General features: G+C 46.1%; 22 protein-coding genes. 19 read left to right on the top strand and 3 right to left on the bottom strand.

All coding sequences use genetic code 11. The features are described 5' to 3' along the window. Nucleotides 1-6: 6 nt before the first annotated feature. The 3 genes from ACDJ58_RS25140 (at nucleotide 7) to ACDJ58_RS25130 (ending at nucleotide 6,216) form a co-directional block, all read left to right on the top strand. Nucleotides 7-2,175 carry a glycosyl hydrolase family 95 catalytic domain-containing protein gene (locus ACDJ58_RS25140; protein WP_413373571.1) on the top strand — a complete coding sequence of 723 codons (2,169 nt, stop codon included), beginning with the start codon at nucleotides 7-9 and terminating at the stop codon, nucleotides 2,173-2,175. A gap of 58 nt (nucleotides 2,176-2,233) precedes the next feature. Beyond that, on the top strand, nucleotides 2,234-4,897 hold the full coding sequence (locus ACDJ58_RS25135) for a glycosyl hydrolase-related protein (protein ID WP_413373570.1): 2,664 nt from the start codon (nucleotides 2,234-2,236) through the stop codon (nucleotides 4,895-4,897). A 392-nt stretch (nucleotides 4,898-5,289) separates the two neighbouring features. Then, a complete protein-coding gene (locus tag ACDJ58_RS25130) occupies nucleotides 5,290-6,216 on the top strand; it encodes a class I SAM-dependent methyltransferase (RefSeq protein ID WP_413373569.1) in 927 nt (308 codons plus the stop codon). Between the two features lie 167 nt (nucleotides 6,217-6,383). On the opposite strand, the gene ACDJ58_RS25125 is transcribed toward ACDJ58_RS25130, so the two are convergent. Further along, nucleotides 6,384-8,771, bottom strand: coding sequence for a helix-turn-helix domain-containing protein (locus ACDJ58_RS25125; protein ID WP_413373567.1), 2,388 nt, complete (start codon nucleotides 8,769-8,771; stop codon nucleotides 6,384-6,386). Between the two features lie 492 nt (nucleotides 8,772-9,263). On the opposite strand from ACDJ58_RS25125, the gene ACDJ58_RS25120 reads away from it, so the two are divergent. The 12 genes from ACDJ58_RS25120 (at nucleotide 9,264) to ACDJ58_RS25065 (ending at nucleotide 19,834) form a co-directional block, all read left to right on the top strand. After that, on the top strand, nucleotides 9,264-9,572 hold the full coding sequence (locus ACDJ58_RS25120; protein WP_062324034.1) for a LiaF transmembrane domain-containing protein: 309 nt from the start codon (nucleotides 9,264-9,266) through the stop codon (nucleotides 9,570-9,572). A gap of 33 nt (nucleotides 9,573-9,605) precedes the next feature. After that, entirely contained in the window at nucleotides 9,606-10,277 is a 672-nt protein-coding gene (locus ACDJ58_RS25115) for a PspA/IM30 family protein (protein WP_110002425.1), read from the top strand. 4 nt (nucleotides 10,278-10,281) lie between these two features. After that, nucleotides 10,282-10,518 carry a PspC domain-containing protein gene (locus tag ACDJ58_RS25110; protein WP_379446868.1) on the top strand — a complete coding sequence of 79 codons (237 nt, stop codon included), beginning with the start codon at nucleotides 10,282-10,284 and terminating at the stop codon, nucleotides 10,516-10,518. Nucleotides 10,519-10,535: 17 nt separating this feature from the next. Next, entirely contained in the window at nucleotides 10,536-11,042 is a 507-nt protein-coding gene (locus tag ACDJ58_RS25105; protein ID WP_413373565.1) for a PspC domain-containing protein, read from the top strand. A gap of 1 nt (nucleotide 11,043) precedes the next feature. Further along, nucleotides 11,044-11,751: a PspA/IM30 family protein gene (locus ACDJ58_RS25100; RefSeq protein ID WP_413373563.1), complete on the top strand. Its 708-nt coding sequence runs from the start codon at nucleotides 11,044-11,046 to the stop codon at nucleotides 11,749-11,751. Between the two features lie 149 nt (nucleotides 11,752-11,900). Next, the gene (gene liaF, locus ACDJ58_RS25095) at nucleotides 11,901-12,548 is read left to right on the top strand and encodes a cell wall-active antibiotics response protein LiaF (RefSeq protein ID WP_413373562.1); all 648 of its coding nucleotides are present in this window, start codon (nucleotides 11,901-11,903) and stop codon (nucleotides 12,546-12,548) included. Between the two features lie 33 nt (nucleotides 12,549-12,581). Continuing rightward, the gene (locus ACDJ58_RS25090; protein ID WP_413373560.1) at nucleotides 12,582-13,703 is read left to right on the top strand and encodes a sensor histidine kinase; all 1,122 of its coding nucleotides are present in this window, start codon (nucleotides 12,582-12,584) and stop codon (nucleotides 13,701-13,703) included. Continuing rightward, nucleotides 13,639-14,313: a response regulator gene (locus ACDJ58_RS25085; protein WP_413373558.1), complete on the top strand. Its 675-nt coding sequence runs from the start codon at nucleotides 13,639-13,641 to the stop codon at nucleotides 14,311-14,313. The genes ACDJ58_RS25090 and ACDJ58_RS25085 overlap by 65 nt, the downstream gene beginning before the upstream one ends. A 242-nt stretch (nucleotides 14,314-14,555) precedes the next feature. After that, on the top strand, nucleotides 14,556-15,293 hold the full coding sequence (locus ACDJ58_RS25080; RefSeq protein WP_413373556.1) for a YwmB family TATA-box binding protein: 738 nt from the start codon (nucleotides 14,556-14,558) through the stop codon (nucleotides 15,291-15,293). 246 nt (nucleotides 15,294-15,539) lie between these two features. Continuing rightward, nucleotides 15,540-17,090 (top strand): glucose-6-phosphate dehydrogenase, encoded by a 1,551-nt coding sequence (gene zwf / locus ACDJ58_RS25075; RefSeq protein WP_413373555.1) that lies wholly within the window; start codon nucleotides 15,540-15,542, stop codon nucleotides 17,088-17,090. Nucleotides 17,091-17,493: 403 nt separating this feature from the next. Next, on the top strand, nucleotides 17,494-17,892 hold the full coding sequence (locus ACDJ58_RS25070) for a DoxX family protein (RefSeq protein ID WP_413373553.1): 399 nt from the start codon (nucleotides 17,494-17,496) through the stop codon (nucleotides 17,890-17,892). Between the two features lie 358 nt (nucleotides 17,893-18,250). Beyond that, complete coding sequence (locus ACDJ58_RS25065) at nucleotides 18,251-19,834, top strand: peptide chain release factor 3 (protein WP_413373551.1); 1,584 nt, start codon at nucleotides 18,251-18,253, stop codon at nucleotides 19,832-19,834. A 392-nt stretch (nucleotides 19,835-20,226) separates the two neighbouring features. Here the strand turns inward: ACDJ58_RS25065 and sspI are convergent, their stop codons facing one another. Beyond that, nucleotides 20,227-20,460, bottom strand: coding sequence for a small acid-soluble spore protein SspI (sspI, locus tag ACDJ58_RS25060; RefSeq protein ID WP_413373550.1), 234 nt, complete (start codon nucleotides 20,458-20,460; stop codon nucleotides 20,227-20,229). Between the two features lie 184 nt (nucleotides 20,461-20,644). Here sspI and ACDJ58_RS25055 point away from each other — a divergent pair, with 184 nt between their 5' ends. The 4 genes from ACDJ58_RS25055 to ACDJ58_RS25040 all read left to right on the top strand — a co-directional run bounded on the left by ACDJ58_RS25055 (nucleotide 20,645) and on the right by ACDJ58_RS25040 (nucleotide 23,708). Continuing rightward, a complete protein-coding gene (locus ACDJ58_RS25055) occupies nucleotides 20,645-21,307 on the top strand; it encodes a potassium channel family protein (protein WP_064635682.1) in 663 nt (220 codons plus the stop codon). Nucleotides 21,308-21,408: 101 nt separating this feature from the next. Further along, on the top strand, nucleotides 21,409-22,197 hold the full coding sequence (locus ACDJ58_RS25050) for a TrmH family RNA methyltransferase (RefSeq protein WP_413373548.1): 789 nt from the start codon (nucleotides 21,409-21,411) through the stop codon (nucleotides 22,195-22,197). 175 nt (nucleotides 22,198-22,372) lie between these two features. After that, nucleotides 22,373-22,960: a sigma-70 family RNA polymerase sigma factor gene (locus ACDJ58_RS25045; RefSeq protein WP_413373546.1), complete on the top strand. Its 588-nt coding sequence runs from the start codon at nucleotides 22,373-22,375 to the stop codon at nucleotides 22,958-22,960. After that, the gene (locus ACDJ58_RS25040; RefSeq protein WP_413373544.1) at nucleotides 22,947-23,708 is read left to right on the top strand and encodes a DUF3600 domain-containing protein; all 762 of its coding nucleotides are present in this window, start codon (nucleotides 22,947-22,949) and stop codon (nucleotides 23,706-23,708) included. The genes ACDJ58_RS25045 and ACDJ58_RS25040 overlap by 14 nt, the downstream gene beginning before the upstream one ends. 77 nt (nucleotides 23,709-23,785) lie before the next feature. On the opposite strand, the gene ACDJ58_RS25035 is transcribed toward ACDJ58_RS25040, so the two are convergent. After that, on the bottom strand, nucleotides 23,786-24,652 hold the full coding sequence (locus ACDJ58_RS25035; protein ID WP_413373542.1) for an AraC family transcriptional regulator: 867 nt from the start codon (nucleotides 24,650-24,652) through the stop codon (nucleotides 23,786-23,788). Between the last annotated feature and the right edge of the window lie 25 nt (nucleotides 24,653-24,677).

Genomic DNA, 24,677 nt, shown 5'->3' with positions numbered 1-24,677 from the left:
ATCTGCATGGTAGCTGTGGAATGGAAACAGAGAGTAGAAAAGTATAAGGGGATCTTTACAGAACCTCCGAAAATTGTACCTTCAGACAAGGTCGTCGATAGCCCGGTCATTGGCAATGGCGATCTCGGTGTCACTATTAGCGGAAAGCCTGAACAGCAGCGTATATGGATCTCGAAAACGGATTTCTGGAAAGCCCAGCTGATGTACTCGAATGGTAGCCCGTGCTTGCTCGGAGGGATTGATATTCATATGCCCGATCTGGCAAATGCTTCGTATTATAGCGAGCAGCGGCTGGATGAAGCAAAAATCGTATCGACATTTCATGGAGCGGTAGCGTCGATCACCATGACCTCCTGGATATCAGCCATGGAAAATGCGTTAATTGTGGAGCTGAGCTGCGACAAGCAAGCCGTTGCCGTTACGCTAGATCTGTGGGTACAGCCCGGAAATGGCTCGGAAACGGAGCAGGGGCAGGATGGTGACACTGCGTGGGCGGCACGTAAATTTACCGGTGAAGGCATCGAATGGCCGACGGAAGGTGTTATTGCTTTGCGTTGCTCGTCGGGCAGTCAGTCTTTTGAACTAAAACCTGGAACAAAACAATATATTATTGCTTACGTAGTGACGAACCATGATGAGGAAAACTATTTGCAGGAGTCTATTAGAAAAGTCGGGCTTTATGACGAGAATCGGATTGCTTCGCTGCGCTCGGAGCATGCTGACTGGTGGAGCGGGTTCTGGTCAAAGTCTGCAATTGAAATTGGAGATGAGTTGCTGGAGAAGTTCTGGTTCGGTTCCCATTATATTATGGCTTGCTGCAGCCGCAACAAGAAGTTCGCGCCGGGCTTATTCGGCAATTGGATTACGACAGATAATCCGGAATGGGCGGGAGATTATCATTTGAATTACAATTACCAGGCCCCTTGGTGGGGCGTGTATTCGTCCAACCACATAGAACTGAGCGAACCGTATGATACGCCGCTGCTGGAGTATATGCCTAATGGTCGCCGGTATGCGGAGGAATACTTGGGATGTAGAGGGCTCTATTACGATGTTGGTATTGGCCCGAAAGGGTTGCCTACTGCACTATGTAATACGCCCTATGAGAATGGGCACATGTTTTTGGGGCAGAAGAGCAATTCGGTGCTAAGTACAGTCAATATGCTGATGCGGTTTTATTATACGTATGATTTGGAATATGCCGGCTTGATGTACCCGTTCCTGATTGAGGTGGCGAATTTCTGGGAGGATTACCTGACCTTCGAGGATGGCCGTTACGTGATTTACTGTGATGCTATTCATGAAGTCGGAACCTATACAGAGTCGCACGACAATGATGATTGGGATCGCGGTTTGGAGGATATGAATCCTATCCTTTCATTAGCGCTCATCCGGATGTTATTTAAAGGGCTGCTCGATATTTCTGGACAATTACAGCTTGATGGGGATCGTCATGAGAAGTGGACTCATGTCTTGGAGCATATGAGCGATTATCCGACATTTGAGCGCGAAGGGAAAATGATATTCCGCCTAACGGAGCAAGGGCACGAATGGTGGGGGGACAATACACTCGCGATCCAGCACATATGGCCTGCAGGCGGGATAGGTCTAGATTCAGATCCCCAGCTTCTGGAGATTGCCAAGGACACGATTACAGTGTTAAATCGCTGGACAGATTATAACGGCTTTCCAACAATATTCACCGCCGCCGCGCGTGTCGGTTATGAGCCTGAGACTATTCTCCGTGAGCTTCGTCGTCAATGCTCGGAGCATAGCTTCCCAAATTTGTTTATTTTCTTTGGCGGAGGGGGCATCGAATGCTGTAGTGGTGTACCTTCGGCCATCAACGAAATGCTGCTGCAAAGCCATGAGCAGGTGATCAAGCTGTTCCCGGTTTGGCCACAGGAGAAAGATGCCCGTTTTCATAACCTGAGAGCCGTTGGAGCATTTATTGTATCCAGTGAGCTGTCGGAAGGCAAGGTAACGCACATTGACCTTACAAGTGATAAGGGCAGAGCCTGCAGCATCTTGAACCCATGGCCAAACGGTGAGTTATCTGTTGTGGAAATAGATAGCGCTGGTAATCAACAAAGGGAAATCGAGTGGCAGTTGTCAGAAAACATTATTTCTTTTAATACAGAAGCCGGCAAGTCTTATAGGCTGCTGGGTCATTAGAAATAAAACTACTAGCTACGAGGTTACGATTAAATGTAGCATGTCAGGAGGAAAGTGTGTGTCAAAAATTAAAGATATACTCGTGCTTCACCACAGCCATTTGGATATCGGCTATACTCATGCGCAGCCTATTCTACTGGAGCTGCAAAAGAAATATATCGATCAGGCCTTGCAATTATGCGAATCGACCGAGGATTGGGCGGAGGAAAATAAATTCCGCTGGACCTGTGAATCCAGTTACCCTGTGCTTCGATGGCTGGAGGATGCAACTGATAAGCAGGTTGAGCAGTTCCGTCGTTATCTGCACAGCGGGCAAATGAGCATCGCCGCTTCTTTCATGCATACAACACCTCTTGTGACCGCGGAGCAAACGACTCGTATGCTGCAGCCCATCATAGAGCTGCGCAGCCGATTTGGGATCGAAATTAATACGGCTATTCACCATGATGTCAATGGTCAGCCTTGGCCTTACAGCCAATTGCTGCTTGATGCGGGTGTAGAGTTTTTCATCATGGGGATCAACATCCATATGGGTGCCGTTCCATTCAAAAGGCCGAATGCTTTCCACTGGAAGGCACCTGATCTCAGGAAGCTGCTGACGTTTAACGGTGAGCATTATTCACTGTTCAGCCAAATCTGCGACGTAAACGCTAGAAGCACAGATAACATGGCGCAAGGCCTTGCCCCATATCTAAAGAAGATCGAGGATAATCCAGACTATCCATTCGATTTCGTCTATTTAACCGCAACCAATCTACCGTTATACGATAACAACCCGCCGGATCAGGAGCTGGCAGACCTCATCAAACAATGGAACAGTGAGTCGCGCGAACAGCGAATTTCATTCGTGACGCCGGAGCAGCTGCACGCAAGAGTGCGCAAGCATTCGGAGGAGCTCCCGACATATGCCGGGGACTGGACGGATTACTGGAACTTCGGTTCCGGCAGCGCAGCCAAGGAAACGAAGCTGAATCGCCGCACGAAGCAAGGCATGAAGGCAGTCGAGCTGCTGGAAGCTTTCCAAGGAAAGTCGGATGGAAGATATCCTGCGATCAAACGGCAAGCTTGGGAGCAAATCCATTTATACGACGAACACACCTGGGGGGCATTTAACGCCATCGCCGATCCCGATCATCTAAATGTTGATATTCAATGGGCACACAAATCGCACTACGCCTACCAAGGAAATAGTCTGACCGGCTATTTGCTTGGAAGCCAACTGGAGCAGCTCTCCGCAAATCCACTTCAGGGTGATGACCCCGAGGGGATCATGCTTGTGAACTATTCATCCGTGCCGATCAAGCATGATCTGCGGGTGCCCTCAAGCTTTAGAGCGCCTGGACGGCATCTTAGCGCGGACAGAATGAGGCAAGTGCTCATGAACAACGATCGCCTTACTGGCGGAGAGAGCTATGGTGTGATTGAACTGCCGCCGTTCAGCTGGCGGAAAATTCCGTTCGATAAGCTGCAGAAGGCGGAGCAGGCTTCAAATCTTGAAGTTTTTCCTGGCTCTAAGGAGCAATGGAACGATCCGTTTAGTGCGATGAATCGGGGATTTGAGATCAAGGTGCTAGACGGCCATATAGAGTCTCCTTATCACCGACTACAATTCGATCCAGTTCGGGGAAGAATTCTGAGCTTGTATGACAAGCAAAACGGCTGGGAAACGCTTGATTTGTCCAGCCCATGGACGTTGTTCCAATATGTTCAGGAGACGATTGACACGACCGCTGCTGAAAATAGCAGACAAACTATTTTTTCGCGGGAGATTGAGAAAGGCAACAATAGTGTCAGCTGCTGGAATAACGACTGGCCTGCCGTAAGGCGGACGTACTCCAACTTGATCGACTGCTTCGTCGAGCGGGGAGCGAATGATGCGACACTGGTGCTGCGGTGGGATGCGCCTGGAGTATATAACTTAGAGCAGCGCTTCATGCTATTCAGCTACCGGCCGGAGATTGAGATCAAAGTTTCTTATATGAAGCAAGACATCACCACCCCGGAAGGAACGTACTTCGCGATTCCACTCAATTTGGAAAACTGGCGATGCTTCTACGATACTGCCGGACAGCTAGTGGAGCTGGATGAGCAGCAGTTGCCAGGTGTATGCAGGGATTTTGTGACCGTGGACAAAAGCGTTTCCCTATTCAACGAAGAACATGGTGTGACATTGGTTTGCCCCGATGCGCCTTTGGTTCAAGTAGGGGATTTTAATTTCGGCAGAGAGCACAAGCAAATCGATAAGTCGGGCAATCCCTTGCTGTTGGCCTGGCCTATGAATAACTACTGGGAAACGAACTTTAGAGCACGCCAGCCTGGTTTTAATACTTTTACTTATCTGTTGTCGACCTATCGGATATTCGAACCGTCAGCCATCACTGAAACTTCCGCTCAAGCCGTCTCACAAATCTACGCAACGCCTGTTATGGATTGCAAGAAGGCAGATGAAGGGCAATTCATCCATTTTGTGAGTGAACATGTGCACATTTTCGATGTGAAACCGGCGGAGATAAGCAAGGGCATTATTATACGGGTAAGTAATGTGAAGGACGACAATTCAGAGGCACATTTGAGTTTTCCAGGCAGAGTGATTGCGGAAGCGTACGAATCAAATGTTCTGGAGGAGCAGCTGAATCCATTGGCTATCCAGGATGTAGATACGCTGCACATCAGCCTTGGAGCCAAGCAAATGCGGCATCTGCTAATTTTATTAGAAGAATAGGACAACGAAAGATGAGAAAATAAATCTTCACCAGAGCAGCATAGTGATTGGTGAATCGGTGCAGCATGTGCGACTCAAAATCGAATTGAAACCATAGGGGTTGAGTCCTCTCGCGCACTGAATAGCTCTACAAATTGCAAAAGCAATTTGCAGAGCTATTTTTATAATTACATTGGATGATACTGTCTTAAGAAAGAATATGGAACTATTTTTGTTTATGTATTGACGCATAACTTCAATGAGTATATTGTGGATATATAAAGTCTCTGATATAATTTCAATTAATTATGGATATTATAGCTCTTTTAAATTCATATAAAGGATGCTTATCAAAAAAAAGATAATATCCTTTTGCGAATTTATATTTTATAAAAGAAATGGAGGGAAGCAACGTGTCTGAGGAAAAACATATATCCAAGCATTCTGGAAGTTTATTCAATCTATCTGTATGGGAAGAAGCGTGGAGGAATCAGTCTACAGCTTCAAAATACAATATGAAAAGCGTGGCGTTTGACGCGACAGAAGCATTTGAACGATGGGCTAGAGAATATCATCAACAGTCGTTTACTGAAGAGGGAAAGCAGCGATCCGAACGCATCATAGGCTGGATTGAAAATCAGGGAGTGAATTTTGACGGGTTATCGATATTAGACATTGGAGCAGCGTCGGGCATCTTTACGATCCCTTTTGCAACCAAAGGAGCGACCGTTACAGCTGTAGAGCCCTCTGAACTGTTAGTTTCATTAATGAAAGAGACAATTCCTGCATCCCTTACATCCAGTATTGATATTACTTCAGAACGGTTCGAGGACATATCAATTCAGGACAAGGGCTGGGAGAAGAAATATGACTTTGCATTTGCATCCATGTGCCCCGCGATGTCGAATTGGGAAACGATTGAACAGGCGATCAGCACTGCACAAAAGTATGTTTATATCAGTACGATGGCTGGGCCAAAAGAACACACACTAATTGATGAGCTTAAAGAGGTAGTAGGTGTTTATCCATCATACAGCGCTGGAGATATGGGATATATGCAACAGCTGCTGTACCTGAAAGATTATTCTTATACTACCTTGATCACTAAAGAAACAAGTTTCATTGAGATGCCTGTTGAGGAAGTCGTCGATAAGCTTAAGGAATGGCTTAGTACGTACGGATTACCTGCAGATGAAGATTCACTGGCACTGGCTGAACAATATATCAGAGACACTTACAATGATGGTATGGTTACATTTTCACGCGGAGGGAAGTTCGGTAAAATTCTGATTCAATTGGAGCAACCGAACATGAAAGTGGTACGTACAAAGGAGTACTAAATCATTTCAGAAGTAATCATTTTAGATGAATTTAAAAGGGGCAGTTATAACTGCTCCCTTTTTGATGCTCAGTTATAAAACAACTTATTCTTCGACTAATCAACAAACGTTCTTCTTCTATAGAAGAAATAGTTATAACCGTCATACTTCATCCTCAAAAGAGCCGCTTACTTTTTCATGGATAGATCAGGCTTCTGCTTACGTTCCCTATACTGTCCAGGCGTGATTCCTTCCCATTTTCGAAAAGAGCGGATAAAGTTCTGCGGGTTGTTATAACGAAGCCGTGCAGCGATATCCTTGACCGTTAGCTGGCTTTCGTCCAGCCACTTTTTAGCCATACTGAAGCGGTACTTCGTCAGATACTCACTAAATGCACAGCCTGTCTCTTTGCGGAACACACTACTTAGGTAGTTTGCATTGTAGTGAAGTCTGGATGCGCACTCCTCCAACGTCAGATCTTTATCGTATTCTTGCTGAATCATGACAATCATTTTCTCAGAGATATGCTGATATTGGGCGTACTGTCTTTCCTTCAAAATGAGAATGATCGGTATGATAATATGTTCGTTAAACCATTGCTCAACCTCAGCTGCGTACTGTAAAGCATGAAGTTCATTGAAAATAGACCCATGTCGTTTGGAAATCTGCCCTAGTCGTATACCGGATTCCTGCATCATCTGCAATATATGTGTTAACAATCGGGTAAGTGCTACCTGGTATTCTTCCGGTGTGCATTCCATGCCAAAAAGCACTTCAAGCAACTGATGGAGATGAGATGAGGCCTGAACTTCATCGGCATTTTGGATAGCCTGTATCAGCGTATACTCCAATGATTCGGGATATGGCAATGCCCAATGAGATATACGATTATCGTTCGCCTCAAATTGAAAGATGATGCCTGCTCCCAGTTTCATTCGATGCTTGAGCGCTTCAAGGGCCTCCGTATAAGCTTGCGGTATCTGAAATAGGGAGGTGTGAGGCTGACTAAAGCCAATGCTTACCTGGAGACTAAGGATCTCCCTGATCTGATGTTGGAGTTGTTCCGTTAACGTATACAGATGCTGTGAAAAACGAACACGATCTTGCTCAGGGGTACCGATGATTGTAATGACAGCCTGTTCATATACCACAGGAAGTAACTGTTGTTCTACATAAACACTCTCCTCCAGTATATTTTGAACGGCAAACAGCAACAAATCACGATCCTTGGCATGATATTTGGTGTGATTTACAAGATCAGCCTGAACTGCAATGACGGCTATTTGTTGCCACTCGTGAAGCTGTGAACCATAACCATTCTCTCTGAGTGTGTCATGAAGAGTGGACGGTGCATTTTTGCCCAGTAGCAGGTTGATTAGAAAATGAGTACGGAGCTGCAACATATATTGATTTAGTTTGCTTTCAAGCTGGGATTGAGAAGTAGATAGCTGGGAAATGCCGGCTCCGATTTGATCAAATTCATCCATATGAAGTGTAGACTTGCTTCCAAGGCGATTTTTGGGTAAGCGTTTGTCACCGAGTTGTGCAAGAAGCCTGCGGATGGGAATATGCATTCGCCTTGACCCGATCCATGAGAGCAACAGTGAAAGCAGTAGCATAACGACACTGATATACATGGTGTGTAGCCCAATCTGAACATATTCGTGAGTAAGAATATTCGTAGGTGAAGCGAGAATATATGTCCACCCTTTTAGAGAAGAATGCGTATAGGACAGCGAGTAATGTGTATCAGCAATACGTACCTCCCGTTGGCCAGAAGAGGCAGCGAATCCGCGATTAGATAAAAGGTCGCTAAAGTTGGCACCCGATTTGCTATCTTTTATTCCTGCTGCAGCCATGGGCTGTCCAATATATCGAGGATCAGGATGAACCATAATACGCTGTTCACGATTCAAAATGATCAGTCCGGCCGCAGAGCTGTCTGGAGACTCCTCTTCCAGTGGTTTTTGCAGTGAACACGCGGGAATTCCCGCAATCAGGGCAGCGTCAGAAGAAACATTTACATCGGGTATCGATCTGGCAAGTGCAATATGATAGATGCAGCCGGAATTCACTAGGCGTTCATTATTGTTAAACACAGATGATGGTGTAAGCTGCCAACCGGATGTGAGTGTGTTCGATAACAAGTCTTTCATCGGTAGAGCCATTGGGAAATCAGCATTAAGGTATAGGCCAGCATGATCGATAAGCCAGTCCTGGGTCTGATTTACGAGTGTAATATCCATTAGAGGCTCCCATGACCTCATATTCTTGAATTCGGTCTGTAACTTCTCAGCAAACAAAGGTAAGGTGCCTTGGACCGATGATGATGAAGTTAGAGAATGGAGCGCTTCCGGTGACCGAACGGCCTGATCGAGCATATAGCTTACGGTTGCAAGTTTGTGCTCCACATTGGTTTGCATTTGGATTAACAGTTGTTTATTAGCTTGAGCACGATGCAGCTCTGATTGTTTCGAAGAATAGACAAAGGCGGCGATTCCCGTCAACAGAATGGGCAGGGTACTTAACAAGATTCCGAAGACTATCATTTTATGTAGATAGCTGAATGATCGCACAGGTCCACTCCTGACTTTGGATTAGTAACACTTCCTATTTTAGTAAACGCTTACATATAGAACAATATAAATTTTGTTTATTTGGATAAAAAAGTAATAAAAGTTTAGGTGAAAATCAAAGTTATGAAATCCTTCAAATTATGTTAGAGGCCGTTTTAGCTTTTATGGAATGCGTAATGGGAAACGTCAGTGAAGGGAGAACGTAGATAAGAGGTATGGGTGTCTTATTCCCACACACGGGGGGAACGGCTTTGAAAGAGGGCAATAAGGAATATCTAAGGCCTTTATTCGGTACAGTGGTCAATGGTCTGATCCAGGGACAGTCAAAGGTCCAACCCGATCCCCGACCTGAGTCTAGGATGAAAAACCGTCCACGGTCTGTTTTGAAAAGTCGCAGTTTCCCCTAGAATAAGGACATAAGGTTAAACAAGAAACAAACGAACAAACACACAAACCAAAATTAACGAACCGAAAGGGTGGTGAACAATAATTATGAGATGGAATAAAGGAAATGGATGGGCGGTTGTACTGATTGCGTTGGGTGCACTTCTCCTCTTCGGAAAGTTAACTCCTCTACTGGGACATTTAATGGGTTATCTAATTCCGATCCTGATGATTGCACTTGGCTACTACGGAGTTAAACGAGGAAATGTATTGCTTGGATGGATTGTTCTCTTCATCGGTATCCTCTCATTGCTGGGTAAACTGGCCTGGCTGATCGGACCGATCATCGCGATTGGGTTAATCATCTTCGGATTCTCCATGTTGAGTAATAATCGCAGTCGTCGTGGCCGTTACTAAGCTTTCACGATTATGATAAGGAGGACAGACAAAATGAGTGTATTTCGTCGAATGCGGGACATTACCGTAGCTAATTTAAACGAACATCTGGAGCAAAGTCAGGATCCAGTCAAACTGATTGATCAGTTTCTGGTCTCGACCCGCCAAGACATCGGTGAAGCCGAGAAGCTTCGTCATCAATATGCAAGCCATACCAGACAAATGAAACAACAAGCGGATCAGGCAGCAGGTATGGTACACAAACGGGAAGAGCAAGCTTCCATGGCTCTTAAAGCAGGCGAGGAGCATTTAGCTAAACTTGCTTTGCAGGAGAAAATTCTCCACGAGGAAAAAATGGAGCAATACAATGAATTGTACGCACAAAGCAATGCGGCTTTACAGGAACTTGATGAACAGATCGACCAACTGAAAGTGGAGTATCAAAATGTATACAGCAAACGCCAATATTACTACGCTCGTATGCAGACGATTCAATTGCAGCAACGAATGAATCAGAGAGGTCACTACAACGGTCAGAATGTACCCCGTATGTTCAACCGGCTGGACGATCAGGTTTCTGATCTCGAATATGAGGCACAAAGTCTCCGGGATTTGCGGCGGATGAGTCAGGATGGGGCAGGAACGTCTGGTACCATGTCTTCCTCTACGCTGGACAAAGAACTAGAGCGGCTGAAACAAAAGCTGAACAATGACAGAAAGGAGTAGACACATGAATAAACTTTACCGCTCATCGCGTAATCGTATGCTGACAGGTTTGATCGGCGGCATTTCTGAAAATCTTGGATTTAGTTCCACGCTGCTGCGTATCATTTTCTTCATCAGTATTTTCGCTACGGGAGGTACATCATTGCTGATCTACTTCATCGCTGCATTGGTAGTGCCAAAAGAATCCTATCACGCTGATCCATACACTTATGGTGCTGATCACGTAAGAGGATACAAGTAAACGAAAGGAGTAAGCACATGAGCAAATTATATCGCTCAACGCGTGACCGGATGCTGACAGGATTATGTGGTGGGATATCCGAGTCGATCGGCATGGATTCAACCTTGCTGCGTATCATCTTCGTCATCAGTATCTTCGTAACTGGCGGCACGTCGTTGTTAATCTACTTTATCGCAGCACTGGTGGTACCAAAAGAGCCATATCCACCTTATGATCCCTACGGCTATGGTCCGGGCCCTGGTCCTGACGCTGGTAGAGGATACAACAACTTTGATCACGAGCCGCCAAGAGGTCCTTTCCAAAACAACCGTAATCAAGGCCCAGGAAACTTCGGTCCTGGCCCAGGATACAACAGCAGACCTCAGTCTGGTCCACGTTCTTACGACAATAACGCCTACGGAGCAGGGTCACAGCAAGAAAGTGAACTTGATTCCATGATGAAAGATATTGAGAAAAAAGCATTGAAAAAAGAAGTTGAAGAGCTTCGCCAAAAATTATCTCGTTACGAGAAGGGAGAAAAGTAAAATGGGAGTATTTAAACGGATTAAGGATATGACTAAAGCGTCAGTAAATGATATGTTGGATAAAGTGGAAGACCCGATTGTAATGTTGAACCAGTACTTGCGTGACATGGAGGCTGAAATTCATGAGGCAGAGGTAACAGTCGCCAAACAAATGGCGAACGAGCGTCGCATGAAACAGCGTCTGGACGAAGCAGAACGTACATCGGTACAACGTGAGTCTCAGGCAGAGGCTGCACTGGCTAATGGTCAGGAAGAAGTGGCACGTAAATTGCTGGAAGAGAAAATCTACTTCGATCAAAAAATCACGGAGTACAGAGAACTTCATGCTCAGTCCGAGGCTCAAGCGAAAGATTTGCTGCAACAGCTGCATGATATGAAAGATGAGTTCTACAAAATGCGTAACAAACGCAATGAACTCGTATCCCGTGCACAAATGGCGAAAGCCAAAAAACAAATGTCTCAAATCAACAGCTTGCACTCCATCGAGAGTGGTGGCGCATCCCTTGGATTCCATCGCATGGAAGAGAAAATCATGCAAATGGAAGCAGAAGCTGATGTGACCCGCGCACCTTATCGTAATACACAATCTACGTACACAAATCCTGTAGATACAGAAAAGCAATTCAAAGTGGATCAACAACTGCAAGCTCTGAAAAACAAAATCGGCAATGGTGTCAAGAATGAAACGGGTGGTACTTCAAAAGAATAACTGTTCGCTCAGAAGACAATATGATATTCTATAAATCGTGAATAAAGAACGGTTTCTAGAACAAAGGTTAAGCCATACAGGTATTCAATGCCTGATATGGCTTTTCCGTCGAATTGGGAAGATTAACTTACAGAGGAGGTGCGGCAGAGATGAATAAGAAGGGTCAATGGCTTGCTGTTGTAATCATTGTTATCGGCATGCTGATGTTACTGAACCGAAGTATTAACCTGCTGACCGTCGCCGCACTGATTCTGTTAACGATAGGTATGGTGCAAGTTCGTAAGGGTGACACACACAAAGGTTATCGATATCTCGGTATCGGTGCAGCTCTGTTGTTGCTTGATAATCTAATGATTGTATTTTTGATTGTACTGGCTTCGCTGGCCTATTTTTATTCCAAAAACAAAAAGATTCATTTAGATGGAAATATCATGCGCAAACAAAATTTCATGGCTCGTTACTATTGGGATCAGGCACCATGGACATTGCGCAGCATGAGCCTATGGCATGCCTTGGGTGAGATCAATGCAGATCTGTCACTCTCCCTCCCGGAAGAGAAACAAACGATTGTACTTTTGCAGGGGGTTATGGGGAATGTTCGTCTGACACTGCCTGAAGATTATGGCGTTGAAATTGAGGCATCGGTACTCTTTGGACGGATTAGCCTGAATGGAGAGCAGGATAGTGGCATGATGAACAAATTGGTATGGAGAACTCCTGGATATGAGTCCAGTGAACATAAAGCAAAATTTGTCATTTCATATATTGTTGGCGACCTAAACATCAGTAATCCGTAATAAGTTAAATAGGTGGAGAAGGAGGAGACCCGGATGAAGACAAAACGACATACCGACATGGTAACCCGAAGTATGGGTGAAGGGATCCTCCTTGTTTTCATTGTGCTCATTGTAATCTTGTATGTATTGTATACATATGGTTATCTTGCCCCGTTTACCGGATGGAGCCATCTGATTCAATCAGGTCTGGCATTACTACTGCTCTTGACTGGTATGGGTGCGGTCTTCGGATTCTATCAGAGTTACCGGGTCAAACGCAGGCTTGAACTGTTGCGAGAGACGCTGCTGCAATGGGAAAAGGGCTCACTCTCACGTACTGTGCCGGACCTCGGCATTGATGATGTCGGCCGATTAAGTGAGCAGCTTGGACGAATCGGCAAAAAGTGGGAAGATCAGGTATCCTCACTGCAGAGGCTGTCTACGAATAACGCGCAGCTGGCTGAACAGGCCAGAATAACGGCCATTGTGGAGGAACGGCAGCGACTGGCACGAGAACTGCATGATGCGGTATCGCAGCAGCTGTTCGCCATATCCATGACCGCAACAGCGGTTGGACGCAGAATGGAAAAAGATTTTGCACGTGCCCAGCGGCAGGTGGCGTTAATTGAGGAGATGGCTTCGGTAGCCCAGTCGGAGATGCGTGCGTTGCTGTTACATCTGCGACCAGTCTATCTGGAGGGTAAACATTTGGAACAAGGTCTGCGTGATCTTGTAATGGAATTGAAAACAAAAGTACCTATGGACATTGTGCTCGAAATGGATGACGACATTCATTTGATCAAAGGCATTGAGAATCATCTGTTCCGTATTATTCAGGAAGCGATGTCCAATACATTACGTCATGCGAAGGCAGAAAAGATGGAAATTCGACTTCAGCGCCGGATGGATGCCATTCGGGTACTGATTCGCGATGATGGTCAGGGATTCGATCTCGACGATCAGAAACAGGCCTCCTATGGTTTGACTAATATGCGTGAACGTGTGACTGAAATTGGCGGAGCTATTCAATTTGTAACGGCGCCGGGCAAAGGAACACGAATTGAGATTACGATACCTTTGATGATTGATGAAAGTGAGGAAGAACATGTCAATGGAGACGGGAATGGAAACGGAGACGGAAACGGAAACGTCGATCAAAGTGTTGCTCGTGGATGATCATGAGATGGTGCGTATAGGCCTCGCCGCGGTACTTGATACCGAAGATGGCATTGAAGTTGTAGGTGAAGCGGGCAGCGGTGAGGAAGGCATTCGGTTGGCACAGGAGTATAAACCTGATGTTGTCTTGATGGATCTCGTCATGGAAGGGATGGACGGGATTGAAGCTACGCGGCAGCTGCTCAAAATGTATCCGGATTGCAAGGTCATTGTGCTAACGAGTTATCTGGATGACGAAAAAATGTATCCGGTTATTGAGGCAGGAGCCTTCAGTTACCTGTTAAAAACATCGAGAGCGAATGAGGTGGCAGATGCGATCCGCGCAGCGGCTCGGGGGCAATCGGTTCTGGAATCACAAGTTGCTTCCAAAATGATGAACCGTTTCCGACAGCCTCAGGCAGCGGCACCAGCTCATGATGAATTGACTGATCGGGAGATGGATGTACTTCGGTTAGTAGCTAAAGGCAAATCGAACCAGGACATCGCAGATGATCTGATTATCGGGATCAAGACGGTCAAATTCCATGTCACGAACATCCTTGCAAAACTTGGCGTAGATGACCGTACACAGGCAGCCATCTATGCATATAAGAATGGACTTGCGGAGTAGGACATGAAGAATGTGCACGCACAGCATGCGCTATTGGGTTGTTGAGTAGATAGATGAAGTGAATAAATCGGGGCAGGACGCATTCGGAAGTGTGGTCTGCCCATGATATGATATAAGGTCCGATCAGCCATGAAGATGGTGGATGGGGCTTTTTTTGTATGCCAAAAAGAAGTTTAGCAAATGAGTAATGGGGGCATGCTGTTGATAGATTCATAGAATGCAAGAAAGAGCGGAGGATTCGAATGTTAAATCGATGGATGACAGCAGGCATACTGGCATTAGCAATCATTATACTTGTAGGCATGACTCATGTGTACGCTGAGAAGACGGAATCCGAAGCAGGCAAACTGGAACAATTGATGAAGACCGCAGATACAGCAATCGATCATGTGGAGCGTTTAGTCATTAAATGGCAAGGGGAAGGCCGTGGAGATGCAAAGGAGCAAGCAGAGCTGCTCGCTCATCGGCTGGGATTGCAACAGCCTGAACGCGTTGTACAGACGGGGCATGATGTGTATCGTAGTGAGAGGGTTGCTGATGCTCAGCACACAGGCATTCTGGTCAATGTTGTCGTTACGGGGGAAAAGGAATACTACGCGATCATCCAGTTATCAGGCAATGAATATACGGACCAACGTTTATTGACCACATTACATGAACAGGTATCCCGGTTGCTCACAGACTCGGGAATGAAGGCGGCATGGAATTTCGCTGTGCAGGGCACAGATGCAACGGAAAGTGGCGCCAGCAGTCAATTGCAGCAAATCGAGGAACAGCTTTCTGGAGATATGGACATGCAAGCGATAGAACGTTATACAGATAACAGCACTGCCAGCGTGTCTTATGAGGCATCGGATCTGCCCATAGCGATTAAGAGTGGTGCGCATCACTTGAACATGCAGCTGGCGGTCCACCAGGATGATGAAAAGGGGACCACTCGAGTTACAGTAGGTTTCCCGGTGATCACGATTGAATATTAATGCAATATTAAAGCAGATTTATAAGTTTGATCATGAATTTTATAGATGAAATTTCCATGAATTGTGGAAAAATAATGATTATATTTCTTGGGAAAATTAGTGCAACCCATGGGGCTTTATGCTAAAATGGCATCACATCCAAGAAGGAAATTTGCTGGTAATTGACGGTTGTATGTTGCGTATATAACACCATTACATAGCTCGGGGAGAGTGTGGAGATGTCTTCCCGGAAAGAAAGAGGAGCCCATGGTCGAAAAACAAATGCAAGATGAAGTGCAGACACCAGGTGCAGTATTTTTCATTTTTGGAGCAACGGGTGATTTGGCCCGCCGGAAGCTGTTTCCGGCTATCTACAGTCTCTACCGCGAAGGCAAGTTAGCCGAAAACTTTGCGGTTATTGGTGTAGCGCGTCGTCCGAGGTCACCAGAAGAATTCCGGGAAGACATCTATGAATCCATTAAAGAGTTCTGCCGCTATCCGGCGGGGGAACCCGATGAGTGGAATGCTTTTGTCGAACATTTTGAGTATAAATCACTAGATATCAATAACGTGGACGGTTTCAAAGAATTGCGTGAGCAGACTGAGAGCCTGGAAGCGAAATTTAATACACCGGGTAACCGCCTGTTCTATCTGGCGCTGGCACCTGAGTTGTTTGGCAGCGTCTCATATAGTTTGCGTGATGGTGGAATGCTGGAGAGCCGCGGGTGGAATCGACTTGTGATTGAGAAGCCATTTGGATATGATCTGCAATCTGCGGAGCATCTGAATGAGCAGATCCGTGAAGTGTTCCGTGAGGAAGAGATTTATCGGATTGACCACTATCTGGGCAAGGAAATGGTGCAGAATATCGAAGTAATTCGCTTTGGTAATGCCTTTTTCGAACCGCTTTGGAACAATAAACATATTGCCAACGTTCAGATTACCCTGGGAGAGACGGTCGGTGTGGAAGAACGCGGTGGATACTACGATCACTCGGGAGCATTGCGCGATATGGGACAGAACCATATGCTGCAGATGCTGACGATGATTGCCATGGAGCCGCCAAGCCGTTTGTTTCCGGAGGACATTCGAGATGAGAAGGTTAAGGTATTGCGTTCTCTGCGTGCGTTTACCTCTAATGAAGAAGTAAGCACTAACGTTGTGCGCGGGCAGTATACCGAAGGGGAGTATCGTGGTAAGCAGCTTCCCGGTTATCGTCAGGAGGACAAGGTTGATCCGGAATCCAATACGGAGACTTATTTTGCCGCACGCGTATTTGTAGATAATTTCCGCTGGGCAGGTGTGCCATTCTATATTCGGACAGGCAAGCGCCTGCCGGTGAAAACGACCGAAATCGTGGTTGAATTCAAATCCATGCCGAGTAACGTCTATCTGGGGAAAAAGTACAAGCTGGAGCCGAATTTGCTCGTGATTCGGGTAAATCCGATGGAAGGCATTTATATTAAAATTAATGCCAAGAAGCCGGGCTCGGATTCCGAGATTCAGCCGCTCGCCATGGATTTCTGCCAGAGCTGCATGATTGGAATCAACTCGCCGGAGGCGTATGAACGTCTGTTGCATGATGCAGCAGAAGGAGACTCCACCTACTTCACCCGTTGGGATGAAGTTGCTACAGCGTGGTCCTTCGTTGACCGGATTGCGGCGGCTTGGGTGGAAAATCACGGAGAGCTGCACACGTATCCAGCAGGTACGTGGGGGCCGGAAGCAACAGGCAAACTGCTGGAGCAGGATGGGTTTCACTGGTGGCCGGTGAACGGTCAGGACGAAGACAGTGTGGTCTGGCAAGTGAACAATTAATCGCGGGAGTATCACTCATGAGTGGCAGGGATTTTGATTAGTGTGATGTCATTTTGTTGGTGATAAGATTAACACTGTTATAAATAAGACTTGGGAAGAACGCAGAGATGCGATCTTTTCAGGTCTTTTTTGCGATGGAGAAGTGGGAGGATGTAAAACTTTACATATAATAAAATAAGTTATTGACAAAAAGTAAGTATATAACTTATACTCAATTCAAGAGATAAAGAGATTACGCAAAGACATACGAAACCCGATGACGAATCGGATACGTACATCATTCATGAGATAAAATGTGAACCAGGTGAAGGGGTTACGAAATACATTCATGAAGAAAAAAATTTAGCATAATATCTTTAATCTAAGAATACTATTTTGTATATATTGAATGGAGGAAAAGAAAATGTTGGATGTAGGATTGTTGTTGATTCGTTTGGTGATTGGATTGTCGTTCATGGCGCACGGGGCTCAGAAACTGTTTGGATGGTTCGGGGGATACGGAATCAAGGGAACCGGCGGCTGGTTTGAATCGATGGGTATGAAACCCGGCGCAGTGGTAGCATTGCTGGCAGGGCTCGCTGAATTCGGCGGCGGATTGCTGCTCGCTCTGGGTCTGCTCACACCGGTAGGCGGCATTCTGATTGCTCTGACTATGGTCATTGCCATTGTGAAGGTTCATGGTGCGAACGGATACTGGTCCACGCAAAACGGATTTGAATATAACCTTGCAATCCTGGTGGTTGGTGTAGCACTGGCATTGACTGGTGGAGGACAATACGCACTGGATGCATTAATTTTCTAAGTTCGACAAACGAAATGAATGAGGAGTGCCTGGAAGCCATAATGATGGCTGAAGGGTGCTCTTTTTTTGCAATCGGTAAAGAGAAGATTCTGATGTACGTAATCGGTTATTTTCGGTAAAGATTATGGTACAATAGGAAAGTTGGATTATAGATCAGGTCTACGGCATGAATGGAAGCACAACGCTTAGGGAGGATGAACTCCGTTGTAAATGTGTAAAATTAACATAGGATGCTTAATTGCCTAATGTGCGAAATGCGAATGTACAATCAACCGGCATAGCCGGATTGCATAAAGATTGAATGGTAGACCGGCCTCGCCGGATTAACGTGAATGAACGGATGAAAGGGATAGAACCTATGAGCAAAGCTGCAGATAACATTCTTCAACAGGAAGTGGACAAACGCCGGACGTTTGCCATTATCTCTCACCCGGATGCGGGTAAAACGACATTGACTGAGAAGCTGTTGCTGTTTGGGGGCGCGATTCGTCTTGCCGGTACAGTAAAAGCACGGAAAGCAAGCAAACATGCAACAAGTGACTGGATGGAAATTGAGAAGCAACGGGGGATCTCGGTTACATCTTCCGTCATGCAGTTTGATTATCTGGATCATCGTGTCAATATTCTGGATACACCAGGTCACCAGGACTTCAGTGAAGATACGTATCGTACACTGACAGCTGCGGATAGCGCGGTTATGTTGATTGACGTGGCGAAAGGCGTCGAGGCACAGACGATCAAATTGTTCCAGGTTTGTGCGAAGCGTGGTATTCCCATCTTTACGTTCATCAACAAGCTGGATCGTGAAGGACAAAGCCCGTTTGATCTGATGGAAGAACTCGAAAATGTACTGGGTATCCGCTCTGTACCGATGAACTGGCCAATTGGTACAGGTCGCGAGCTGTGCGGTGTATATGACCGAATGAAAAATCAGGTGGAATTGTTCCAAGGGGACGATCATTCGACCATTAGAGTACAAAAAGTAGATGGCTACAAAGATCCGATTATCCGCGAGATGGCAGGGGAGTATCTTCATGATCAATTGTGTCAGGACCTGGAACTGCTTGATGTAGCGGGAGACCAGTTCGACATGGAGAAAGTACAGCGTGGGGAACTGACGCCTATATTCTTCGGTAGTGCCATCAATAATTTCGGCGTGCAGACGTTTTTGGAGAATTTCCTGCAACTCGCACCGAAGCCTGAACCTCGTCGTAGTACAGCAGGAGAGATTCAGCCGACGAATGAGAAATTCAGCGGTTATGTATTCAAGATTCAGGCGAACATGAACCCTGCACACCGCGATCGTATTGCGTTCCTGCGGATCGTGTCAGGCAAGTTCCAACGTGGGATGAGTGTGAAGCATAACCGTGTGGGCAAAGAGATCAAGTTGTCCCAACCACAGCAGTTCCTGGCACAAGACCGGGATATTGTGGAAGAGGCGTATGCAGGCGATATTATCGGTTTGTTCGACCCAGGTATCTTCCGAATTGGAGATTCACTGAGCCAAGGCAGCGAAGTTATATTTGAGGAATTGCCAACATTCTCACCAGAGATTTTCGCCAAAGTTACCGTGAAAAATGCGTTGAAACATAAACAGTACCAAAAAGGGATTGACCAGTTGACGGAGGAAGGAACCATTCAGGTGTTCCAGACCGTAAGTTTCGACGAGACCATACTCGGCGTAATTGGTCAACTCCAGTTCGAAGTATTTGAATACCGGATGAAGGGCGAGTATGGGGTAGACGTGCAATTGCAGCGCATGCCTTATCAATTCGCGCGCTGGATCGTGGACGAGAACTTGGACCCAAGTAAATTCCGGATCAACTCCGCTCTGGTGAAAGATAAAAAGGGTAATTATGTTGTCCTGTTCGAAAATGAATACGCGATGAGAACCGCAATGGACAAAAACCCGACGGCGAAATTCCTGGAGACAGCTCCATAAGCCGTTTCTTCCTTAAATCAGTAAAGATAGTAGAAGCAAATGACCTAAATCCCTGATCAGAGGGATTTAGGTCATTTTTGTCGTTCCCAGCTTTTATATCTCATTAAGGTTTCACGTTTAGGGAAGAAGGGAGAATAACATTCAGTCATCATTCAGTTTGCTCATTGGTATTTAGAGGCGGCTGCTTCCTTGGGAGCTGATATACACAAACAAGGTACAGCCTCCTGAGTTATGCTCAGAGGCTGTACCTTGTTTGGTTGGGGAGCCTAATTAGTCTATGGGGATATAACTGCCTTGCTCTTGGAGCAAGGCATCATCCAGACCAATGAGCCAAAATCTTTCTTTGCAGACAGAACAACGTGATGATGGTACCTTTCCCTCCAAGGCTTCAGTTATCTGATGGGTTGAACGGGAATGGTGTGCAGATGCTCCTGCGCGATTTGAATTAATTCTTCCTGCTTGGCTGTTTCCGTGTTCTTCCAGATCATTTCGAAAATGGCACCAAGTCCGGGTAATGCTGCTTCCGGTCCATCTACAGAACCTTCGATCATCTCCCGGAGCTGATCATCACTTTTGTCATGAACCTTATGAACAATCGCTTCACGCAGGCTTAATGTAATTGGCATCGCAAGTCCCTCCTCGTATATTCGGCTGCTCTAATACTGTTCCCTGGGAAGCGTGAGCGCATTCAAGTTTATTGGGCTTTGTGGTATACTACGAAGGATATTTAAGTAAACATTCACCCTTTAATTGAAAAATGGACTACCAATAGATGCGTAATGCTGAAGTGCAGCGGGAGGTTAGACCCTAATGGCAAAAAAACAATATGCCGTCATTGGCATGGGACGGTTCGGATCAAGTGTAGCCAATGCACTGAGCGGCATGGGATTCGACGTACTGGCAATTGATGCGGACGAGCAGCGGACCCAGGAAATGTCCAATGTGGTGACTCATGCCGTATCGGCAGATTCGACAGATGAAGAAGCGCTGCGTGCGCTGGGCATACGGAATTTTGATGTCGTTGTTGTGGCGATTGGTGAAGATATTCAGTCGAGTATTCTTACAACCCTTATTCTGAAGGATATGGGTGTACCTGTTCTGATTGTAAAAGCACAAAATGAACTTCATGGTAAAGTATTACAGAAGATCGGAGCAGACAAGGTTATTTATCCTGAGCGGGATATGGGACTACGTGTAGCCCATCATCTAACATCTCCAAACATTCTCGATTACATCGAGTTATCTGAGGACTACAGCATTTTGGAGATGAGAGCGTCTGAGCAAATGATCGGTAAAAATCTGCTGGAGCTAAATATTCGTGCACGTTTCGGTTGCAACGTGATGGCGATCCGCAGTGGGAATTCGATGAATATCTCTCCGTATGCCGAGGATCGGATTGCAGACGGGGATGTGCTGATCATCGTTGGTCACAAGGACCATTTGACGAAAATGGAGCTTGCGTATCCAAAGTGATAAGTATGATGATTGGATAATGGAACATTCTTTGGTCGGAAAATTTCAATTCGTCATGTAACTTGTTGATAAAAAATCCCGCAGACGGGAAGGATGGAAAGATGGATATTGTATCACCGCAAAATACACGTGTGAAGGAATGGGCACAGCTGCTGGAGAAAAAGCACCGTACCCGTCAACATAAATATATTATTGAAGGCATTCATCTCGTACAGGAAGCGCTGCGTGCCGGGGCAGATCTGGAATGCATCGTTTACGATGGGGAGCAGGGTGTACCCAAGGAACTGACTGGACTGGAAGCTCCACTTCAGCGTGTGGAATGGATCAGTGTATCCCCTGCGGTTATCGCCAAGTGCACGGATACGATGACACCCCAACCTGTTTTTGCCGTTGTACATAAAGGTCGTGAGCTGCTGCAAAGCTTGTTGTCTTCCTCCAAGGGGCTGGTCGTGGTATTGGACAATGTTCAGGACCCCGGTAATGTGGGGACGATCATTCGCAGTGCGGATGCAGCGGGAGCGGCAGGTGTTGTGCTAGGTGCTGGTTGTGCCGATGTCTATAATCCGAAAACGATCCGTTCGACGATGGGGTCATTGTTTCATTTGCCAATCGTAGAAGGTCAGTTGGAAACGTTGCTGCCTGAAGCGAAGGCTGCGGGCGTAAAGTTGGTTAGTACGTCTTTACAGGCAGAGTATTCTTGTTATAGTTATGATTTTAAACAATCGGTGTGGCTTGTGATTGGTAATGAGGGCAAGGGCATATCGGAGTCTACTGCACAACTGGTGGACGATGCGATTACGATTCCAATGCAGGGACAGGCAGAGTCACTTAATGCTGCGATGGCGGCGACGATCTTGTTGTTCGAGGCGATGAGACAGCGGATGGTTTAACCCATAAATAATATACTTTATGTTCATATGAAGTAAGAAATATAAGCTTATTCCAACTCGAACGATGAGTGAGGAATGAGCTTTTTTTGTATGGTCGGAGAAATTTGAAATAAATAAATCGAACGATATGGAGATGGTATGCCAATATATAGTGTAAGGAGGAAGGGGATGGATAATGAGTGAGGCAGAAAGGTACATAAAACTTGTGGAATTAACCCGGGCTGGCGATTACGAAGCATACGGGGAGTTATATGAGCTAACGGTGATGGATGTATATCGTACTGTTCGTTTTCTGATTCGTGACCCATCTGACGCGGAAGATCTGGTACAGGAAATCTATATTCAGGCATACAGGTCATTAGAGCGTTACGATTCGGAGAGAGCGTTTCGTCCATGGTTAATGGGTGTGACGATGCGGCAGGTCCGAAGTTACCGGCGCAGACAGTTGACACAATTTCGTTTTAACAAGCGGATGGAGAAGTCTGATACTGGGCTGGAGTATGATTTTTCCGGTGATTCAATCAACAAACTGGCAAATCGCCCTCTGCTTGAGCAGGTGCACCGATTGCCATACAAGCTGCAGCAGGTGGTAACTCTTCACTATTTGAACGAGTACACGCAAGAGGAGATTTCATGCATATTGGACATTCCGCTAGGAACGGTGAAATCGCGTATTCATGCGGCATTAACCAAGCTGAGGCAGAATCAGAAGTTGGACCTAGGCATTCGGGGAAAGGTGGAGGATTTACATGAATCTCGATGAACAGCTGCGAACAGCCTACCAGGAAGAGACCAAAGACTGGACAATTCCTGAGAGAACAAAACATAAAATCATGAATGCTATTCGAAGTGAATCACGTTTCAAAAGACATCGGAAAAAATGGCTGGTTACTGTGCTGCTGGCTGCTGTGCTCATCATTCCTACTGGAGCTTATGCAGGTTATACCTATTTGGCTAACGAAATGTATGGTTCACAGGAAAATATATCAGAGGTGGGTGGAACATCGGAGGATTACATGAGACTGGAAGCGAAGCTGCAGACAGCCAAAGCACATTTAAGTGAAGAGGAATTTATTCAATTTATGGGTCTGATGAAGCAAATGGGGCAAATGGCTTTGAAGTATGCGAATCAACAGGGAGAGATGCACCCCGAGCAATGGAGTGACACAGAACAGACGGAGTTTAATCGTCTTACTGCAGAACTGGAACCATTTTTCAAAAAGCTGGAAGCAGCAAGTGTAGACTCTCCAAAAGAACCTAAGGACCAGGAACAATTTTGGAAGGAACATCTAGCAATGGCAGAGACGAAGTTTTCCAAGGAGCAGTTTACCGAGTTCAAATCGTTGTATGCACAGATGAAGCAGTATGAAGCCATGGTGATGGATCAGGATGGGAACATCCATGAAGAACGATTGTCTGCGGAGCAGAAGGAAGAACTGAAACAGGTACGCGAGCAGATTTTTCCCTTCTTGGAGAAGTTGGGACTGGATGTACGCAAGCCGGGTGAGTAACTTGGGTAGTGTTCAGGAGCTGAGGAGCGAAAGGATGTTACACCTTTTGCTCCTTTTCGTTTCGTTGGATGACCTTCTTATCTGCCCTGTACATTCAGCCGATACTGATGCGGCGTGGTGCCTGTTGCGTTGCGGAAGACTTTGCAAAAATAAGATGGGCTGGACATGCCTACACGGTGGCCTATTTCCGGAACAGTATGTGTGGTACTTGTGAGTAACACACAAGCATGACGAATACGTGTAGCTTGGGCGTAAGCAACGATGGTGGTGCCGGTAGCTTTTTTAAATATATGGGACAAATGATAAGGCGAGAGATGCAGTGTATCTGCGATATCCTCCAGACGAAACGGTTCATTGTAGTGCTCTTCAATCCATTGCATGACAGCCTCAGCATGAGGATGCAGAACGGAAGAACCCGTTGGGAGCGTATTAGAGCTAGGATATTGTTTGTCTTTCCAAAGGTAGCGAAGTTGTGCGAGCAGTCCAAGTAAAAAGAGTCGTGTATCCTCTTCCGCTTCATGTGGAAGTAACGTAGGTAGAATATCGGCAAATTGCTCAATCATCTGAACCAGCGGGGACGCAGCGGATATACGGATCGGTTGAAGCGGAGATGTTTGCCCGAGAAGGTCCATTGTAAAACGATTTGATACGGCAAATTGCCGAGAGTGCGGGTTCAGCAGGTGCTGCTCATACATCAGTACGCTGCGAATAAAGGGATGTTCTTTCGTGACTTGAATCTGGACCTGATGCAGCTGAAAAGGCCGGAATATCATCAGTGTACCCGGTTCAAGGGGGAATGCCTGTCCCTCTGTTATCAACTGTCCATATCCATCATGGATATACGTGATTTCCATCTGTGAATGAGCGTGAAAAACCTCTCGGAACGCAGTGGTGGAGGTGCGACGGCATGCCAGATTAAATTGATCCTCAGTGATGATGGGCATTAAGACTGCCTCCCCTTCAAGAGCG

This window comes from Paenibacillus taichungensis (assembly GCF_047302525.1).
Classification (GTDB): domain Bacteria; phylum Bacillota; class Bacilli; order Paenibacillales; family Paenibacillaceae; genus Paenibacillus; species Paenibacillus taichungensis_B.
This window is presented reverse-complemented; position numbering and strand designations above follow the sequence as displayed.

Excerpts from the sequence above, each read along its gene's own strand:
- ACDJ58_RS25140 (WP_413373571.1), top strand. The coding sequence starts at position 7 with ATGGTAGCTGTGGAATGGAAACAGAGAGTAGAAAAGTATAAGGGGATC.
- ACDJ58_RS25120 (WP_062324034.1), top strand. The coding sequence starts at position 9,264 with ATGAGATGGAATAAAGGAAATGGATGGGCGGTTGTACTGATTGCGTTG.
- ACDJ58_RS25115 (WP_110002425.1), top strand. The coding sequence starts at position 9,606 with ATGAGTGTATTTCGTCGAATGCGGGACATTACCGTAGCTAATTTAAAC.
- ACDJ58_RS25110 (WP_379446868.1), top strand. The coding sequence starts at position 10,282 with ATGAATAAACTTTACCGCTCATCGCGTAATCGTATGCTGACAGGTTTG.
- ACDJ58_RS25105 (WP_413373565.1), top strand. The coding sequence starts at position 10,536 with ATGAGCAAATTATATCGCTCAACGCGTGACCGGATGCTGACAGGATTA.
- ACDJ58_RS25100 (WP_413373563.1), top strand. The coding sequence starts at position 11,044 with ATGGGAGTATTTAAACGGATTAAGGATATGACTAAAGCGTCAGTAAAT.
- liaF (WP_413373562.1), top strand. The coding sequence starts at position 11,901 with ATGAATAAGAAGGGTCAATGGCTTGCTGTTGTAATCATTGTTATCGGC.
- ACDJ58_RS25090 (WP_413373560.1), top strand. The coding sequence starts at position 12,582 with ATGAAGACAAAACGACATACCGACATGGTAACCCGAAGTATGGGTGAA.
- ACDJ58_RS25085 (WP_413373558.1), top strand. The coding sequence starts at position 13,639 with ATGGAGACGGGAATGGAAACGGAGACGGAAACGGAAACGTCGATCAAA.
- ACDJ58_RS25080 (WP_413373556.1), top strand. The coding sequence starts at position 14,556 with ATGTTAAATCGATGGATGACAGCAGGCATACTGGCATTAGCAATCATT.
- zwf (WP_413373555.1), top strand. The coding sequence starts at position 15,540 with ATGGTCGAAAAACAAATGCAAGATGAAGTGCAGACACCAGGTGCAGTA.
- ACDJ58_RS25070 (WP_413373553.1), top strand. The coding sequence starts at position 17,494 with ATGTTGGATGTAGGATTGTTGTTGATTCGTTTGGTGATTGGATTGTCG.
- ACDJ58_RS25065 (WP_413373551.1), top strand. The coding sequence starts at position 18,251 with ATGAGCAAAGCTGCAGATAACATTCTTCAACAGGAAGTGGACAAACGC.
- sspI (WP_413373550.1), bottom strand. The coding sequence starts at position 20,460 with ATGCCAATTACATTAAGCCTGCGTGAAGCGATTGTTCATAAGGTTCAT.
- ACDJ58_RS25055 (WP_064635682.1), top strand. The coding sequence starts at position 20,645 with ATGGCAAAAAAACAATATGCCGTCATTGGCATGGGACGGTTCGGATCA.
- ACDJ58_RS25050 (WP_413373548.1), top strand. The coding sequence starts at position 21,409 with ATGGATATTGTATCACCGCAAAATACACGTGTGAAGGAATGGGCACAG.
- ACDJ58_RS25045 (WP_413373546.1), top strand. The coding sequence starts at position 22,373 with ATGAGTGAGGCAGAAAGGTACATAAAACTTGTGGAATTAACCCGGGCT.
- ACDJ58_RS25040 (WP_413373544.1), top strand. The coding sequence starts at position 22,947 with ATGAATCTCGATGAACAGCTGCGAACAGCCTACCAGGAAGAGACCAAA.
- ACDJ58_RS25035 (WP_413373542.1), bottom strand. The coding sequence starts at position 24,652 with ATGCCCATCATCACTGAGGATCAATTTAATCTGGCATGCCGTCGCACC.